The following is a 16,406-nucleotide window of genomic DNA, read 5'->3' on the forward strand; positions in this document are numbered from 1 at the left end:
ATACCGGTGCTTTTTTAATTTCGAACGCGGTCTAAGACGAATAGAAGAATATTCTTCATAGCATCAAGTTCCATACTTGCTGGTGCTGGGGATTTGCTGGCAGTTTGCTCTGGTAAATACGGCACATGTATAAAACAAGCTTTTGACTTAAGGTTGTTCTGCTGTATGTGATGCAAAATTTTATAATAAATATAGTTACAGACATACCCGCCTGCATTTAACGAAATCTCAACGTGATGGCCTGACTTAATCAGTCCGTCTTTCCATATCTCGATGGGACTTTGAGTGAAAAAAGCTTCTGCATTTTGTTCAAAGATTTTTCCCCTTTGTGGCATGAAACCATATTCGTCAGGGTGAGAGGTTTCAGTCCAGTTCAGTGCGACTCTTTCAAAACTCACCTTATTTCTTCCACCCGCCTGACCTAGCATTAAAATGTGGTCGTAATTTTTTTCAGTGGCTTTTTTCAAAATTAATTCCGGCGCTTCATGAAATGAGACTGGTAGCAATAGGGTGTCAACCCCAGCAGAGGCAAAATCCTTCTGGATCCACTCAAGAAGGATTTCGCTTGGATTGATTTTTTCGCCTAAGAAAGGCTGAAAACCAGTTACTAAAATTTGCGGGCTATTATTCAAATCCGTGTCTCCAGCGCAGAACAAATTCATTACTATTTGTACCACTGAGCGGACCGTTTTTTACACGGAATTCCACCTTGGTGTTGAATTCGCGAGTGATAGACTGGGCTTCTGCCTCGGTTCTTGGAACACGGGCACCCAGTGCTTTTAGATCCTTGATTGGAATCCAAAAGTCTTTCGCATACGAACACGTATTTAAATCCCATGGTCCTTTTTCATAACAAGACTCTCCACCTTGAGAATTGTAAATTCTAAAAGTGACCTTGGCCTCTTCTGATTGCGAATAGAAGTTAAAGCTTTGGCCTAGATGAATGGATTGAATTGGCAATTTTTTAAAACCATAATTCCAAGGAACTTCTTGCTGAACACTATAGCTGTTCACGAACTCAGGGCTGTGATTAAGAACGAAAGTTCTTAATACCGCTGCAGATGCAGCAAAGCCGTAAGCTGAAGAAAAACCACAATGGTTGCCATATTTCAGATTTAGCACTCCCACCCACGGAGATTTCTCATAGAAATCATTTTGCTCGATAACTTGGGCGTTGATTCTATTATTTACAACCATGTCGTCTTTTGAAGCCCACACCATCAACGGCGTTTTTACTTCTTCTTTCCAATTCCAGAAGTTATTGCTTTTAAAATATGATTGCGGAGTACTTGCAATTCCACGACGTTGTAAAGACGTGGAATTCAAGTCGCCGATAAAATCCGCAAGACCTGTTCGACTTGGAATTTTATCATCGGTTAACATCTCTGGTACGTCTTGGATATAGTTGCGAGCTTCCGAGAAATGCTCTTTTGTCATCTTCGCGAACACACGTCCTACAACTTGACCGCCATAAAGATTATCAAGTGTTGGCTTTAAACTGACTACTGGACAAATCGCAGTGACTGAATTGAAAATCTTTTTTCCACTTTCAAGAAGGTATTTGTCGTTGAAAGCCGCTCCCATCACAGCAGCGTTACCGCCAAGACTGATGCCCATAAAGTGAACACTGGAAATACGATCTTTATGTTCCCACTTTGTTAACATCCACTTTCCAACTTCAAGTCCCTCATAGCCTTCAGACCATCCGCCCATGGTCACCATCTTATTAAGATAGATGTAGTCCATGCCTGTTTGGTTTGCTAACAGCAAAACATTGAACGGCGATTGATCGAAAAGATGCATCAAATAACTTTTTAAGGAAGGTCCTTGAGCCGCAGAACAAAACACCCCGCACTTCACAATAACCAAAGGACGCGGACGAGGATCTTGCTTTAAAGCTAAAATCCCTGGCACGCGAACGCCACTTGGAAGTTTCACGGTGAATTCTTTGACTTGTGGATGAGAGAAAAAAGGGTATTGGAATTTAGAAAACTTAAGTAAGCCAGGAATTCCTAACCATGACCCGGAAGTTAACTCTCTAGAGCATTTTTCAAAATACTTCCGAGCCGCTTGAAAGTATTTTGCTGTCGTCAGGTTTTTACCAAGAATGCTGTCCTCAAAACGGCGCGGATCACAATCTGGCTGAATATCTTTATTACTAAGTCCATCGGGTACTTCTTCAAAAATACCTTGGATAGTGGGCTTTTCTGGATTTTCTGATCTAGTGATTTCTTGATAGAATTGGGTCTCTAAGTCCACCACGGGCAGACCAATTTTGCTTTGGGCTACTGCATGGGAACACAGGAAGGCACTCATAGCGATGCTAAGAATCTTTGATGTCATACTCTACCTCACGTACTTCAAGAGGCATATCGACTGAGGTTTAGGCTAGGTTTAGAAAAAAGCGGATCTGTCGAAAGTCTGGACGAAAAAATGTGACTTCATTGAAGAATATTGTCTTATAAAGAGAAACGGCCTTGGTATCACCAAAGCCGTTTTGTATTTCCTTGAATTTTACTATCGCTCTTAGGCAATTTTCTTAATTTGCGCGAGCTTATCCTTTAGCACCGTGTTCTCGTGCTTAAGGGCATTCACCTCGCTAGTTAATTGATTTACCTTACGCTTAAGGAAATCAACCTCAGCTTGCGCCCCTGCACCTGAGGGAGCAGTCGTCGGCGGATTATCATAAACACCAAATGAAAGTGGCTTACTTTCTTCTGAAGAAGTCGACGAAGGAACATCCTCAGAGATCGGAGCAGAAAACGGTGTTACCGCAAGAATCTCTTCGATATTTTCTGGAACCGCTAACTCAGGATCGACTTTTTCAAGTGTGATAATTCTTTGAGAAATAAATCCGCGCACCTCAGAAAGCATACGACCAATACAAGTCGCTTTTTCGGCCGGAGTCGGATTTGATTCCGCCATAAGATCCGTGATTTTTCTTTTAGAAATCGGCGGGAGGCAGCTAAGAAGTTTATCAACGTCCGCTACTGGAGTACCGTGTAAAGCATTAGCCAAGGTCAATGGCTGCACGCGAGAGAAAATCTCTACTAAGTACTGCCCATCCCAGCCATACACTCTATTTATGGTCAGAATTCTTTTGCGAAGAGCGTCTTCCCATACGGGGCTTTCACTTGAGATCAGTCCTAAAAACTGTTCTCTCTTAGCCGATGGTGAAGTCTCCAACAATTGAAGAAGTTGATTAAAGCCGCCCTTTTTTTTGTATCTGTCTAACATGCCCATGATGCTTTTATCGGAAATGAATTCCAGGACTAAAGGACTGAGCGAAATAAATTTTGAGGGTTTAAGAAAATCATGGGACTTTGAAATCTTATGTTAAGTTCGTCTCAAAATGCTCCAATTTGTTTCAAAGAAAGAGTCAGTTATTTATACCTTTGAAAGATTTTTTCTGAAGAAACACCAAAAAGAAAAAAGGCAGAGCATTTCGCTCTGCCTTTCGCATCTTACCTTTATATTTTAAATCTAGTTAAGGCTGTCACACTTATAAGAAAGAGTAACGCTTGTACCTGGAGCCAAGTACTGATTGAACTTCAACGTCTTACCATCAATGTGGTGAGACACCGGAGAACCTGAAACCGTAACAATCAAGTCCGTAGGGTTTGAACAGTTCAGAACGATGTCCTTAATTCTGTCTGTGATTTGAGTGCGGATTTGACCAAGTTGAGATGTATAATCACTTGAACAAATATCAGCAGCCATACCCCAGCCTTGATTCGTGAAAGCTAAGAAGTTTGCGCCATAACTGCCACTCACTAACCCCGTAGTCGGAGCATAATTATCAAGAGCCTGTGAGTTTTGTTGGTTTAAGCACGCTTGATCTTTCACGACAATCGCATGAACACTGAGTGAGTTGAATTTATCGGCGCCAAGTTTATCTTTAACATTCGAGATCAAGAAACCTGGTTGATCCATTTGATCAAAAGCAAATTGGCTGCTCATTTTTACGCAAGCTCCGTTTGAATTACGTTGTTCACAGTAAAGACCGCTACGCTCGTCTTCATCACCTAAGAAGATGATTGCTAAATGCGCATCGCTGCGAATGAAGCTTGAAGGATTGTTATTCACGACCAAGTTTGCCGCATAAACACCGCGCTCATCCCCTGAAGGGCAATTCTGTGCGTAGGCTGCAGAATATGCTGAGCTATTAATGGAACTTGTGTTCCCACCGTTATTACGAATCCAGTTAGCGATAAACTTTTCGCAAGCTAATGTTTCAGGACGTTGAATAGTTTGGTTAAACAAACTCAAACGATCTGCATTTTGTGGCGTCAGATACGGAGACCCGCCGAAACTAAGAAGTGCTCCTTTGTTGGCCCCAGCAACGTCCGTAGAGACCATACCAATTCTATAATTGATATTGCGGCTATCAAGATCACCGATAAAGTTAGCAAAGCGAGGTGCCAAGCGTGCTTGTTCAAACGACATCGAAGCCGAATTATCGTTGACGATAAGGATATCGACTTTGCCGTAACCAGCCGTCGCTGAATAATTAAATGAGTACTTGCCGTTTTCAACGACACATCCGCTATCTTTACATTTACTGTCATCCAAAGAGAACTTCACCGGTGAACAACCGACGTAAAGCCCGATCAAAAAGGACAGTGCTGCCATTCTAGTTAGCGAGTTCATAAGACACCTCTCTCGCAGTATTACTTCCAATGAAAATGCCAGTTTTGAAAGGTGTGCGTAACTATATGAAATTACTAGATTTTAGGCCACATACAGTGTTTTGAAGTAATTGCCAAACCTGTCGAGGATTTTGACAGGAGCCCCAACTGGGGCACCTTTTGTGTAAGATTTTCGAGTATTTAGATCCCAAATTGCCCCTAGCCCGAAGGTGCGATTTTGAGCCGAGTATGGAAAGGCTTTGAGGCTGCGATGAATATTTCCAATAATAATGAGCAGGAGATTTTCATCATGATGTACAAACTTATCGGAGCCGTGATTATTGCTGTAGCAGGCGTACTAGCCTATATGATTTTGCAAGATGAGCCAGGCTCTATCCTGAGCGCGAGAAAGGAAAAAACAGAAGCATCTGCTGAATGTGTGCAGTTAACTCCTGCTCAGCAGTTAGCAAAAATGATCAACGATGATTTCAATAACTTGGCGCAAACTCAACAGCTTCCGGCAGCATGGAATTCCATCGCGACAGTAGAGCTTCGTATGAATTCACAGCTTGCAAAAACAATCCTAGGAAAAGAAAGACCTAGTATCCAAAGAGTAAAAGATGGGACGTCATATTTAGAATTAGAAATCGTCGATCTTCCTGACGAAGAAAATCCAGGAATTATCATTCAAGCAAGTTTGTTCGACATTAAAACAAAAAACAAAATCTTCGAAATCGGCCGTACTTACACAATGAATGACTTAAATAAAGTAACTCCAGAGCCAGCTTCAGCAGCTACGCCTACAGCAGAAGCAAAGGAAAATACGCAAAGCGCAAGTCCAACAGCAACGCCAGCACAACAGTCTCCGCAAGGAACCACGACAACAGAACCTGCTTCTTCACAAGATAAACAAGCGACGCCTGGTAACACTCAGGAACCTAAAATGACGAAGTAAGATTCCAGATAAAATATGAGGGGCTATTGTCCCTTCATATCTTGTTATTTCAATGAGGTTAAAAATTTTCCTTAGATAGTGAGCTTAATGTTCTTAAATTAACTTAGCTTCGTAGTTTCTTAGTTCTTTGTTCTTGGTTCTTGGTTCTTGATTCTTAGTTCTTAGTTCTTAGTTCTTGGTTCTTGGTTCTTAGTTCTTGGTTCTTGGTTCTTGGTTCTTGGTTCTTGGTTCTTAGTTCTTGGTTCTTAGTTCTTGGTTCTTGGTTCTTGGTTCTTGGTTCTTAGTTCTTGGTTCTTGGTTCTTGGTTCTTGGTTCTTAGTTCTTAGTTCTTGGTTCTTGGTTCTTAAATTGTACTTCGTTGTTCGTAGCTGTTTGTTAGGTTTTTTAACTGCTTTTTCCCGTTCCTATGTTCGCGTTTGTTTTCGAAGTTCTCAGTTTTTTAGGAGTTATAAATGAAAAATACCCTTATCGCGTTCTTTCTAATCTGTGGTGGATGCACAACCGCTACAAAACCTTCAACGAAAACTGAAGTAACAAAAATTCCGCGGGCTTTCGACGCAGAGTTGTCGAACTATAAATATCCGTTTCCTGTTTCTTACTTCTCTCTGCATTCTCAAAAACAAAATCTGAAGATGGCGTACATGGACATCCCGGCGGGCAAAGATAACGACAACCAAGATAAGGTCATTGTTCTTTTCCATGGAAAAAACTTTCCCGGGGCTTACTTCGAACAAGTAATCCTAGGGCTAAATCAAGAAGGCTACAGAGTGATTGTTCCTGACCAAATCGGTTTCGGAAAATCATCAAAGCCACACCACTACCAATATAGTTTCCAAACTCTTGCCCAAAACACCCACGAACTTTTAAAAACTTTAAAGGTAGAAAAATTCACGCTACTAGGTCATTCCATGGGCGGAATGCTAGCGAGCCGATATACGTTGATGTATCCAGATCAAATCAAAAAACTAATTCTAGTAAATCCAATCGGCTTAGAAGATTGGAAAACAATGACAGGCTATAGAAATATAGATGAAGCTTTTAAGAGTGAGTTAGCTTCAACCCCAGAAAAATTAAAACAATACCAATTAGACAGCTACTATGACGGAAAGTGGAAACCTGAATACGACAAGTGGCTAGAAATCCCAAAAGGCTGGCTAGCAGACCCCGATTATCCAGTGATCGCCTGGAATGCCGCTTTAACCTCTGACATGATTTACACTCAACCAGTAGTTTACGAATTCAAAAATATCAAAGCACCAACAGTATTAATCGTAGGTCAAAGAGATAGAACGGCCATAGGCAAAGCCTGGGCACCACCAGACATAAAAGAAAAAATGGGAAATTACCCGGCCCTAGGAAAACAAGTCACAAAAATGTTCCCAAAAGCAAAACTAGTAGAACTACCAAAACTAGGACACATGCCCTTCATAGAAGATTTCGAACAATTCTGGACAGCCCTAACAAAGAACCTCTAAAGCAAAAAAAGACCAAAGGGATTCTTAAGAGATAACAACACAGCGCAACCGCAAAAAGAAGCAGGCACCTTTAAAGCAAGAAATGCCGAAGGCATTGCGAGCGCAGCGAAGACCGAGGAACAAAGGTTGGCGAGAAGGGTTCAAGCGCAAGGCGGAAGCCTCTTCCCGCAGCGCAGGTGTGGCAGCGCCACATCGGAGCGAGGACAAGAGGATTCCAACGCAGTCGATTGAGCCCTTATCGACGACCGGCCCGAAGAAGACAAAAAAAAACCCGGATTACTTTCGTAACCCGGGTTCGAGTAAAAAAGAGCTGGCATCGTGCTACTCTCCCACATGGTCGCCCATGCAATACCATCGCCGCAAGAGGACTTAACTTCTGAGTTCGGAATGGGATCAGGTGTGGCCCCTCTGCTATAAACACCAGCAAAGCGTTTATTAAAACAAAGTGTTCTTAGCTCTCCAAGAGGATTTCTCCCTCTTGTTTTATCCAGGATCTCGCGATCCGGATAGAACTTTGGTTATTCAACCGAATGATTAATTTAACTGATTTTTAGCGAGCCTTATACACTCTAACTTCGTTAGAGTAAGGTTCTGTTAGTTCCAATTATCACTCTCTTACTTATTCAGAGAGCTAGTCTCTCGTTCTTTTTTCAAAGAAGTCTTAGAGACGAAATCTTCGTTAATAAAATTAAGAAGAAAAAATTTAAAAAAGCCTCACGACCTATTAGTACAGATCAGCTGAATGTATTACTACACTTACACCTTCTGCCTATCAACCTCGTAGTCTCCAAGGAGTCTTTAGGGGGCCGAAGCCCCAGTGAGATCTAATCTTGCAGTTTGCTTCCCGCTTAGATGCTTTCAGCGGTTATCAATTCCGAACATAGCTACCCTGCATTGCCGCTGGCGCGACAACAGGAACACCAGAGGTTCGTCCATCCCGGTCCTCTCGTACTAAGGACAGGTCTGCGCAAATCTCATACGCCCACAGAAGATAAGGACCAAACTGTCTCACGACGTTCTGAACCCAGCTCGCGTACCACTTTAATTAGCGAACAGCTAAACCCTTGGGACCTGCTCCAGCCCCAGGATGTGATGAGCCGACATCGAGGTGCCAAACTCCATCGTCGATATGGACTCTTGGATGGAATAAGCCTGTTATCCCCGGAGTACCTTTTATCCGTTGAGCGATGGCCCTTCCACGCGGGACCACCGGATCACTTTGGCCTGCTTTCGCACCTGCTCGACTTGTAGGTCTCGCAGTCAAGCCCCCTTATGCCAATGCACTCGACGCCTGGTTTCCAATCAGGCTGAGGGGACCATCGCGCGCCTCCGTTACTTTTTGGGAGGCGACCGCCCCAGTCAAACTGCCCACCAGACAGTGTCCCTCTGCTCGTAAAGAGCAGCAGGTTAGATTTCAAAGTTGCCAAGGGTGGTATTTCAAGGTTGACTCCACCGGGGCTAGCGCCCCGGCTTCAAAGTCTCCCACCTATCCTACACATGCCAACTCTAAAATCACTGCCAAGCTACAGTAAAGGTTCACGGGGTCTTTCCGTCTTTCTGCGGGTACTCGGCATTTTCACCGAGAATTCAATTTCGCGAGGCATTTGGTCGAGACACCGGAGAAGTCGTTACGCCATTCGTGCAGGTCGGAACTTACCCGACAAGGAATTTCGCTACCTTAGGACCGTTATAGTTACGGCCGCCGTTTACTGGGGCTTCGATTCTCAGCTTCGCTTGCGCTAACTAATCCTCTTAACCTTCCAGCACCGGGCAGGCGTCAGTATGTATACTTCGTCTTGTGACTTTGCACATACCTGTGTTTTTGATAAACAGTCGCTACTCCCATTTCTCTGCGACCTAAAAAAGCTTGGGGGGCAAGCCCTTACACTCTCTTAGGCACACCTTTTCCCGAAGTTACGGTGTTAAGTTGCCGAGTTCCTTGACCAAAATTCACCCCATCGCCTTAGGATATTCACCCCACTCACCTGAGTCGGTTTACGGTACGAGCTAACAAATCTAAATTTACGAAACTTTTCTTGGATGCATGGCTTTTCACACTTCCGGGACAAAGTCCCTCGCATTCACACCTCAGAGTTACGACCAGCGGATTTGCCTACTGATCCTCCTACATGCTTACACCTCAATCCAATAAGAGGCTGTGATATCCTACACCGTCATTCCTTAAACACAATTTGCTAGGTAACGGAATATTAACCGTTTTGCCATCGATTACGCCAATTGGCCTCATCTTAGGTCTCGACTAACCCTGGGAGGATTATCCTTGCCCAGGAATCCTTGAGTTTTCGGCGCCCGGGTTTTTCACCCGAGTTCAACGCTACTTATGTCAGCATGATCACTTCTAGTTCGTCCAACTGTCCTACCGGTCAATCTTCATCCTACACTAGAACGCTCCCCTACCACTAAAATATAAAATATCTTAATCCAAAGCTTCGGTAACACGCTTAGCCCCGTTGTATCTTCCGCGCAGAGTCACTAGACTAGTGAGCTATTACGCTTTCTTTAAAGGATTGCTGCTTCTAAGCCAACCTCCTAGTTGTCAAAGTAACTCCACAACGTTCTCCACTGAGCGTGCATTTAGGGACCTTAGCTGTTGGTCTGGGCTCTTTCCCTCTCGACGCATGACCTTATCACCCTGCGTCTGCCTGCTGAGGAACATATCTGTGGCATTCGGAGTTTATTTGGGTTTGGTAATCCGGTAAAGACCCCTAGCCCATTCAGTGCTCTACCTCCACGATACTTTTTACTCAACGCTATACCTAAATATATTTCGGGGAGAACCAGCTATCACCCAGTTTGATTGGCCTTTCACCCCTAATCACAGCTCATCAAAAGAGTTTTCAACCTCAACTTGTTCGGTCCTCCACGGAGTGTTACCTCCGCTTCAACCTGGCCATGATTAGATCACCGGGTTTCGGGTCTATGCCTGCATACTAAATCGCCCTATTCAGACTCGCTTTCGCTACGGCTCCACCTTCAACGGCTTAACCTCGCATGCAAACATAACTCGCTGACTCATTATGCAAAAGGTACGCTATCGCCCATATAAAGGGCTCTAACTGCTTGTAGACTTACGGTTTCAGGTTCTATTTCACTCCCCTCTCGGGGTTCTTTTCACCTTTCCCTCACGGTACTTGTCCTCTATCGGTCACTAAGGAATATTTAGCCTTACGAGGTGGTCCTCGCAGATTCCCACGGAATTTCACGTGTTCCGTGGTACTCGGGATGCCACTAGGGCTCTTGAAGTTTTCGATTACGGGGCTATCACCCTGTTTCGCCAGACTTTCCAGACTGTTAATCTAACTTCTTAAGTCCCACATTGTGGTCCCACGACCCCTCAATCAAATAAATGATTAAGGTTTAGGCTGTTACCCGTTCGCTCGCCACTACTAGGGTAATCTCGGATTTGATTTCTCTTCCTGAGGGTACTGAGATGTTTCACTTCCCCTCGTTCGCTTCAAACACCTATGAATTCAGTGAGTGATACCATAAATGGTGGGTTTCCCCATTCGGAAATCTCCGGATCAAAGTGTGTGTGCCACTCCCCGAAGCTTATCGCAGCTTACCACGTCCTTCATCGCTTCTTAGTGCCAAGGCATCCACCGTAAGCCCTTTGTAGCTTAAAAAAATGGAACTAACCTCGCTAAAAATCAATTAAATCAATCTATTCAGTTGTCAAAGAACGAAAATCGTTCGAAGCAAATTCTCTCTCGCGCATCCCTTACAAATCTACTCCGACGGAGTCGGAGTGAATCGGCAACTTAGGCCATGGATCGTTTACCGATCACACTTCTGCGACTAAGTTGGTGGGCCTGGGATGACTTGAACATCCGACCCCACGCTTATCAAGCGTGTGCTCTAACCAACTGAGCTACAGGCCCGTGTGGGATTTTCGAGTGAGAAATCACTCTTTCAAAACTAAATAGCTAGATGAGATTTTTGGGACTCACCCACTCGGGAAGAGTGAGTTGACCTAAGATTGGGTCATTTTAACTTATTAAGAACAAGTCTTAATGAAGATTGACCGGATAATCCTTAGAAAGGAGGTGATCCAGCCGCAGGTTCCCCTACGGCTACCTTGTTACGACTTCACCCCAATCATCGACCATACCTTGGGCGCCTGCCTCCTTGCGGTTAGCGCAGCGACTTCTGGTACAGCCGACTTTCATGGTGTGACGGGCGGTGTGTACAAGGCCCGGGAACGTATTCACCGCGGCATTCTGATCCGCGATTACTAGCGATTCCAACTTCATGATCTCGAGTTGCAGAGATCAATCTGAACTTAGATGGCTTTTAAGCGATTTGCTCTACCTTGCGGCTTAGCTTCGCTCTGTGACCACCATTGTAGCACGTGTGTAGCCCTAGGCATAAGGGCCATGAGGACTTGACGTCATCCCCACCTTCCTCCGGTTTAACACCGGCAGTCCATCTAGAGTGCCCAACTGAATGCTGGCAACTAAATGCAGGGGTTGCGCTCGTTGCGGGACTTAACCCAACATCTCACGACACGAGCTGACGACAGCCATGCAGCACCTGTGTACCGACCCTTGCGGGCGACGGCATTTCTGCCAGTCTTCCAGTACATGTCAAGCCTAGGTAAGGTTCTTCGCGTTGCATCGAATTAAACCACATGCTCCACCGCTTGTGCGGGCCCCCGTCAATTTCTTTGAGTTTTAATCTTGCGACCGTACTCCCCAGGCGGGATACTTAACGCGTTAGCTTCGTCACTGAAGGGGTCAATACCTCCAACAACAAGTATCCATCGTTTATGGTGCGGACTACCAGGGTATCTAATCCTGTTTGATCCCCGCACTTTCGGGTCTGAGTGTCAGTGTCTGGCCAGATAGCCGCCTTCGCCACCGGTATTCCTGTTGATATCTACGTATTTCACCACTACACCAACAATTCTACTATCCTCTCCAGCACTCAAGCTACGCAGTATCAGATGCACTTCTAGGGTTGAGCCCTAGGCTTTCACACCTGACTTACATAGCCACCTACACCCGCTTTACGCCCAATGATTCCGAACAACGCTAGGATCCCTCGTCTTACCGCGGCTGCTGGCACGAAGTTAGCCGATCCTTTCTTACAGGGTACATTCATTGTGTTATTCCCCTGCGACAGAGCTTTACGACCCGAAGGCCTTCATCACTCACGCGGCGTCGCTGCATCAGAGTTTCCTCCATTGTGCAATATTCCCTACTGCTGCCTCCCGTAGGAGTCTGGACCGTGTCTCAGTTCCAGTGTGACTGATCATCCTCTCAGACCAGTTAAAGATCGTCGCCTTGGTGAGCCATTACCTCACCAACTAGCTAATCTTACGCGGACTCATCTTGAAGCGAAAAACCTTTGACCCCTTGAACCTCAGTTCTTGTGGTCTTATGCGGTATTAGCTAATCTTTCGACTAGTTATCCCCCTCTTCAAGGCAGATTATCCACGCGTTACTCACCCGTGCGCCACTAGTACTCACCCGAAAGCTTTCCCCGTTCGACTTGCATGTATTAGGCACGCCGCCAGCGTTTGTTCTGAGCCAGAATCAAACTCTCCAGTTATAATTCTGTTCTCTAAGCAAACAACTAGCTTACGCTGTGTTTGTTCGAATATATTTTTTGAAATTGTGAATGATAATTACTCATCATTCAAAGAGCCCAAAAATCTATCATATCTAGCTATTCAGTTTTCAAAGAGCGAATTTTTCAATTCAATTTCGCTTTCTATTCAAAAGCGCGAGGTAACAATCTTATCGATTTTTTTGTCCTCGTCAACGTTCTTTTTTTTATTTTTTCGTCATTCGACAAAAGTCTAAAAAAGTTTGGTGGAGGCAACAGGGATCGAACCTGCGACCTTCTGAATGCAAATCAGATGCTCTCCCAGCTGAGCTATGCCCCCGAACGAAGTGGAGCTGTTTTCTCGTAACGGCCCAAAAAGGTCAATAGCTTTTTTTCGAAAATTTAATTAGTTCGTTGAAGTTGCCTAAGACATAAACCGAGGCTTGCGCCTCGGTTTACAAAAATCTTATTTAAGTTGCTGTATTTACTTAATTTTAAGCGCTGGCGTTAAATTTTGACGCCAAAAGTCTATTCAACCACTTTCTTTCAAAGCTTAGGTCAAACCCTACTTTTTCTCCGCCAGAAACGATGGCCATATACACTTTTTTAAGGATTTCGGTCTCTTGATCGCCGCCCGCATCTGAACCTAATGATTCTTCAATAGCTTCAAATACGCTTACTAGATCTGGAGTCGTAACTACTTTTGGGATTCGAGCCATGTCTAACCCCAAAGTCTCTAGAGGTTTGAAGCCTACAAGGTTCTCTGTCAAAAGCACCTTTGTGCCATTCTTGAAGTTAACTTGAATGAAGGGCTTACCCTCTGAGTCTGCACGATGAAGGATCTCACTGAGATCCTGAGTGATGAAGGAAAACACCTTACCATCTAGGTCTTGCGAAATCTGAACTCGACCTGACTCGCTGATCTTCGCACGAAGACCTTTCGAGGCATCGACAAAATTCAAGATGTGATCTAATTCAGCATGTGTCGATTTCGTTTTACTGCTCAAAATACCCTCCCCTAATAATAGGGCTTTCCTCTTTACATTCTAGGTATCGACAATTCATTCGCGGACTTAACGACAAAACAAAAAAAGGTAATAAACAGGTCGGATAGCCTGTAGCAAATTGAGCATTCTGTGTGGACAGTGTTTCAAGGCGAGATTCATAGGCGGCGTGACTTGTACTTGCCGTTTCGATTTGAGATAACATTATTCGAAAGAGGGCCCTCCCTATGATGATCACGCGTTGGCAAGCACCAATAGTTCCGACAAAACAACAGGTTCAAATGATTCTTGAGTCTGAAGGATTAGAACCTTACGAAGAGGTTTACGAACCTTCCATTAAGATTCAAGATCATCGCCATCCCTTTGCTGAAGTCAGAGTGGTTGTATCTGGAGAAATGATTTTTAATATCTCTGGAAATCAATTTGTTTTACGTCCTGGCGACAGAGTGGAAATTCCTGCTAACACTAAGCACTCTCATATGGCTCAGGGAAATCAAAACTGCATTTGCGTTTGCGCTCATCGTGCGATCTAAAAAAAATGCCTTCAGTTCTTGAAGGCATTTCTGATCACTTATTTTTCATCCAGCTTAAATAGTCCTTGATGTTCTTTTCGAAGCCCCGGTTTGTCGGCTCGTAAAGTTGTGCGCCTTGAATTTCTTCAGGGAGATACCCTTGTTCTACCCAGCCTGTGGGATAATTGTGGGGATATCGATAGTCTTTCCCGTAACCAAGTTCCTTTGAAAGTGCGGTTTTTGAAGAGCGCAGGTGTAACGGAACTGGTAAGGTTCTAGTTTTCTCAACCAGTTCACGGGCTTTATTTAAAGACATATAAGAAGCATTGGATTTTGGGCACGAAGCTAGGTAAGTCGTCACTTGTGCTAAAGTTATAGCGCCTTCTGGAAGACCGATGGCTTCTACGGCCTGCAAGCCTGAAGTGGCTACCGTAATACCTCGGGGATCTGCATTCCCGATATCTTCTGATGCCAGAATGATAAGCCTTCTAGCGATAAAGATAGGATCTTCCCCGCCGTCGAGCATTCTTGCTAGATAATAAACGGCTGCATCTGGGTCGCTTCCGCGCACACTTTTAATGAAGGCAGAAATGAGATCATAGTGCATCTCGGAGCTTTTATCGTAGCCCAGGGGATTTTGCTGGAGCAGCTCGCGCATTTCATTGCGATCAAGTCTTTCGCCTTCTTCGGCGTCTTTTGTGTAGGTGTAGATGATCTCAAGGCTATTAATAAGCCTGCGTGCATCCCCGTCTGAGTATTCTAAAAGATTATCGATCGCTTCTTTTGTAAGGACCGATTCAAGGGGCTTTTTATAGTGGTTTTCGGCGCGTATGACGATCTTACTGAGATCTTCTTCAGACAGACGCTCGAAAATCACAACGCGACAGCGGCTTAAAAGAGCTCGATTCAATTCGTAGCTTGGATTTTCAGTAGTAGCACCAACTAGAACAAGATCGCCTTTTTCAACAAAAGGCAGAAGAACGTCTTGTTGAGCTTTATTAAAGCGATGAATTTCATCCACAAAAAGCACAGTCTTTTGTTGGAACTGAAGACGACGGTCTTTACCCGCCTCCCCTACTTCACGAAGAACCTTGGCACCCGCTTCGACAGCGTTGATGTTTTCGAAATGCGCATTGAAGTGCTGGGAAAGTGCAAGGGCGAAGGTCGTTTTACCCGTACCTGGAGGCCCCCAGATAATCAAGCTAGGAAGATATCCCTTACGAAGCATCTGCCCTAACTTTGAATGAGCCCCCAGTGTCTTTTCCTGCCCAATGATTTCATCCAGATTTTTCGGACGAAGAATCTCTGAAAGCGGAGAAGAACTTAAAGCAGCATTAGAGGCAGAAAATAAATCCATGCATAGGTAATAAACCAACCCCGACGGGTTTGGCATCACAGATTTAGTAAATCAAAGAACCAACATATTAAAAGAAAGGAAGAAGGCACTAATCTTAATTAACGTACGACTAAAAGTTCAGGTCCCCGCTGAAAGAACCCAGCCCCCAACACTATTTGACGCGCCATGGACCGAAAAAAGAAGCAGGCACCTTTTAAATCTATCCGGATTATTGTCCCATTTTTTCCGAAGGGCGGCGCTAAGAAGTGAAGAGTCCGACAAAAATGCCAGGAGGGCATTTTTGCGCGCAAGCCCCGCAGGGGTTTCGGGCAGGAGCCCGAAACACAACGCAGTCGATTGGGCCCTTTTCATCAGCCGTAAGTTAGTAGCTTTGGATGGTGATTGGTGTTTGAATCCGCACCGGAGTTTCTTCAAGAGAAGTAGGATCACGCTCTAACCCGAAGACTTCCATTGTTCCGCTTGCGGTGAACTGAGTATCAGCCTGAATACCGCCGCAATAAAGAGGACAGTCGGTGGCATCTGTAGCAGTGCCTGCTGCAATGGCCGCTTCCTTCGTAGAACTTGCAAACCATGTACTTTTTAGTGCTGCTAAAGCGTCACCGCCCACTTCACAAGTTACTGGAGTAGAGCTGCCAGGAATCGGGATGCTGATGCGAAGGAACGCAATAATTAAAATCTTACTAGCATCTTTTCGGGAAAACGTAATTGTCGGAACTTTGAAGTAGCTCGGGGAAATGTCGGCTGTGGGAGCGTCACCGCCCGCGTTTTGAACTGCTAGACAGCTAATGGCTGTCGCCGGAATCAGTGGAAGTGACGACGAACTGATCGCCACCTCTACGTTTTGGTCTTCGGTTGAACAACTGGCAAGAAATAAACTTGCCACAAGAACGCACAATATTTTTTTCAT

At 44.6% G+C, this 16,406-nt stretch carries 10 protein-coding genes, 2 tRNA genes and 3 rRNA genes; 3 read left to right on the top strand and 12 right to left on the bottom strand.

The window, feature by feature from the left end; genetic code table 11:
* Window positions 1-14: 14 nt before the first annotated feature.
* The 4 genes from MNR06_RS08135 to MNR06_RS08150 all read right to left on the bottom strand — a co-directional run bounded on the left by MNR06_RS08135 (window position 15) and on the right by MNR06_RS08150 (window position 4,650).
* Complete coding sequence (locus MNR06_RS08135) at window positions 15-632, bottom strand: pyroglutamyl-peptidase I (RefSeq protein WP_243540740.1); 618 nt, start codon at window positions 630-632, stop codon at window positions 15-17.
* Complete coding sequence (locus MNR06_RS08140; protein WP_243540741.1) at window positions 625-2,343, bottom strand: hypothetical protein; 1,719 nt, start codon at window positions 2,341-2,343, stop codon at window positions 625-627. Before MNR06_RS08140 ends, MNR06_RS08135 begins: the two co-directional genes overlap by 8 nt.
* Before the next feature lie 183 nt (window positions 2,344-2,526).
* Window positions 2,527-3,237, bottom strand: a complete 711-nt coding sequence (locus MNR06_RS08145; protein WP_243540742.1) for a FliG C-terminal domain-containing protein — start codon at window positions 3,235-3,237, stop codon at window positions 2,527-2,529.
* A gap of 246 nt (window positions 3,238-3,483) precedes the next feature.
* Window positions 3,484-4,650, bottom strand: a complete 1,167-nt coding sequence (locus tag MNR06_RS08150) for an MIDAS family adhesin (RefSeq protein ID WP_243540743.1) — start codon at window positions 4,648-4,650, stop codon at window positions 3,484-3,486.
* Window positions 4,651-4,866: 216 nt separating this feature from the next.
* Here MNR06_RS08150 and MNR06_RS08155 point away from each other — a divergent pair, with 216 nt between their 5' ends.
* Both MNR06_RS08155 and MNR06_RS08160 read left to right on the top strand, forming a co-directional pair.
* Window positions 4,867-5,583, top strand: a complete 717-nt coding sequence (locus MNR06_RS08155) for a hypothetical protein (RefSeq protein WP_243540744.1) — start codon at window positions 4,867-4,869, stop codon at window positions 5,581-5,583.
* Between the two features lie 452 nt (window positions 5,584-6,035).
* Window positions 6,036-7,058 (top strand): alpha/beta fold hydrolase, encoded by a 1,023-nt coding sequence (locus MNR06_RS08160; protein ID WP_243540745.1) that lies wholly within the window; start codon window positions 6,036-6,038, stop codon window positions 7,056-7,058.
* A gap of 308 nt (window positions 7,059-7,366) precedes the next feature.
* On the opposite strand, the gene rrf is transcribed toward MNR06_RS08160, so the two are convergent.
* From rrf to MNR06_RS08190, 6 genes are all read right to left on the bottom strand, one after another.
* Window positions 7,367-7,483 (bottom strand): 5S ribosomal RNA (rrf, locus tag MNR06_RS08165).
* A 278-nt stretch (window positions 7,484-7,761) separates the two neighbouring features.
* Window positions 7,762-10,702 (bottom strand): 23S ribosomal RNA (locus tag MNR06_RS08170).
* Between the two features lie 178 nt (window positions 10,703-10,880).
* Window positions 10,881-10,957: transfer RNA gene (locus MNR06_RS08175), tRNA-Ile, on the bottom strand.
* A 158-nt stretch (window positions 10,958-11,115) separates the two neighbouring features.
* Window positions 11,116-12,629 (bottom strand): 16S ribosomal RNA (locus tag MNR06_RS08180).
* The 16S, 23S and 5S rRNA genes sit together here with 2 tRNA genes alongside, the layout of an rRNA operon.
* A gap of 261 nt (window positions 12,630-12,890) precedes the next feature.
* Window positions 12,891-12,966: transfer RNA gene (locus tag MNR06_RS08185), tRNA-Ala, on the bottom strand.
* 154 nt (window positions 12,967-13,120) lie between these two features.
* A complete protein-coding gene (locus tag MNR06_RS08190; protein ID WP_243540746.1) occupies window positions 13,121-13,633 on the bottom strand; it encodes a hypothetical protein in 513 nt (170 codons plus the stop codon).
* 224 nt (window positions 13,634-13,857) lie between these two features.
* Between MNR06_RS08190 and MNR06_RS08195 the strand changes: the two genes are divergently transcribed.
* The gene (locus tag MNR06_RS08195; RefSeq protein ID WP_243540747.1) at window positions 13,858-14,163 is read left to right on the top strand and encodes a cupin domain-containing protein; all 306 of its coding nucleotides are present in this window, start codon (window positions 13,858-13,860) and stop codon (window positions 14,161-14,163) included.
* Window positions 14,164-14,197: 34 nt separating this feature from the next.
* On the opposite strand, the gene MNR06_RS08200 is transcribed toward MNR06_RS08195, so the two are convergent.
* Together MNR06_RS08200 and MNR06_RS08205 are read right to left on the bottom strand one after the other, a co-directional pair.
* Window positions 14,198-15,499: a replication-associated recombination protein A gene (locus tag MNR06_RS08200; protein WP_243540748.1), complete on the bottom strand. Its 1,302-nt coding sequence runs from the start codon at window positions 15,497-15,499 to the stop codon at window positions 14,198-14,200.
* A gap of 361 nt (window positions 15,500-15,860) precedes the next feature.
* The gene (locus tag MNR06_RS08205; RefSeq protein ID WP_243540749.1) at window positions 15,861-16,406 is read right to left on the bottom strand and encodes a hypothetical protein; all 546 of its coding nucleotides are present in this window, start codon (window positions 16,404-16,406) and stop codon (window positions 15,861-15,863) included.

Origin of the sequence: Bdellovibrio reynosensis, assembly GCF_022814725.1 — a bacterium.
Taxonomy (GTDB): Bacteria; Bdellovibrionota; Bdellovibrionia; order Bdellovibrionales; family Bdellovibrionaceae; genus Bdellovibrio; species Bdellovibrio reynosensis.

What these genes read in the sequence shown, in the direction of transcription:
- MNR06_RS08160 (WP_243540745.1), top strand. Translation starts at nt 6,036, where the DNA reads ATGAAAAATACCCTTATCGCGTTCTTTCTAATCTGTGGTGGATGCACA.
- MNR06_RS08140 (WP_243540741.1), bottom strand. Translation starts at nt 2,343, where the DNA reads ATGACATCAAAGATTCTTAGCATCGCTATGAGTGCCTTCCTGTGTTCC.
- MNR06_RS08145 (WP_243540742.1), bottom strand. Translation starts at nt 3,237, where the DNA reads ATGTTAGACAGATACAAAAAAAAGGGCGGCTTTAATCAACTTCTTCAA.
- MNR06_RS08150 (WP_243540743.1), bottom strand. Translation starts at nt 4,650, where the DNA reads ATGAACTCGCTAACTAGAATGGCAGCACTGTCCTTTTTGATCGGGCTT.
- MNR06_RS08205 (WP_243540749.1), bottom strand. Translation starts at nt 16,406, where the DNA reads ATGAAAAAAATATTGTGCGTTCTTGTGGCAAGTTTATTTCTTGCCAGT.
- MNR06_RS08200 (WP_243540748.1), bottom strand. Translation starts at nt 15,499, where the DNA reads ATGGATTTATTTTCTGCCTCTAATGCTGCTTTAAGTTCTTCTCCGCTT.
- MNR06_RS08195 (WP_243540747.1), top strand. Translation starts at nt 13,858, where the DNA reads ATGATGATCACGCGTTGGCAAGCACCAATAGTTCCGACAAAACAACAG.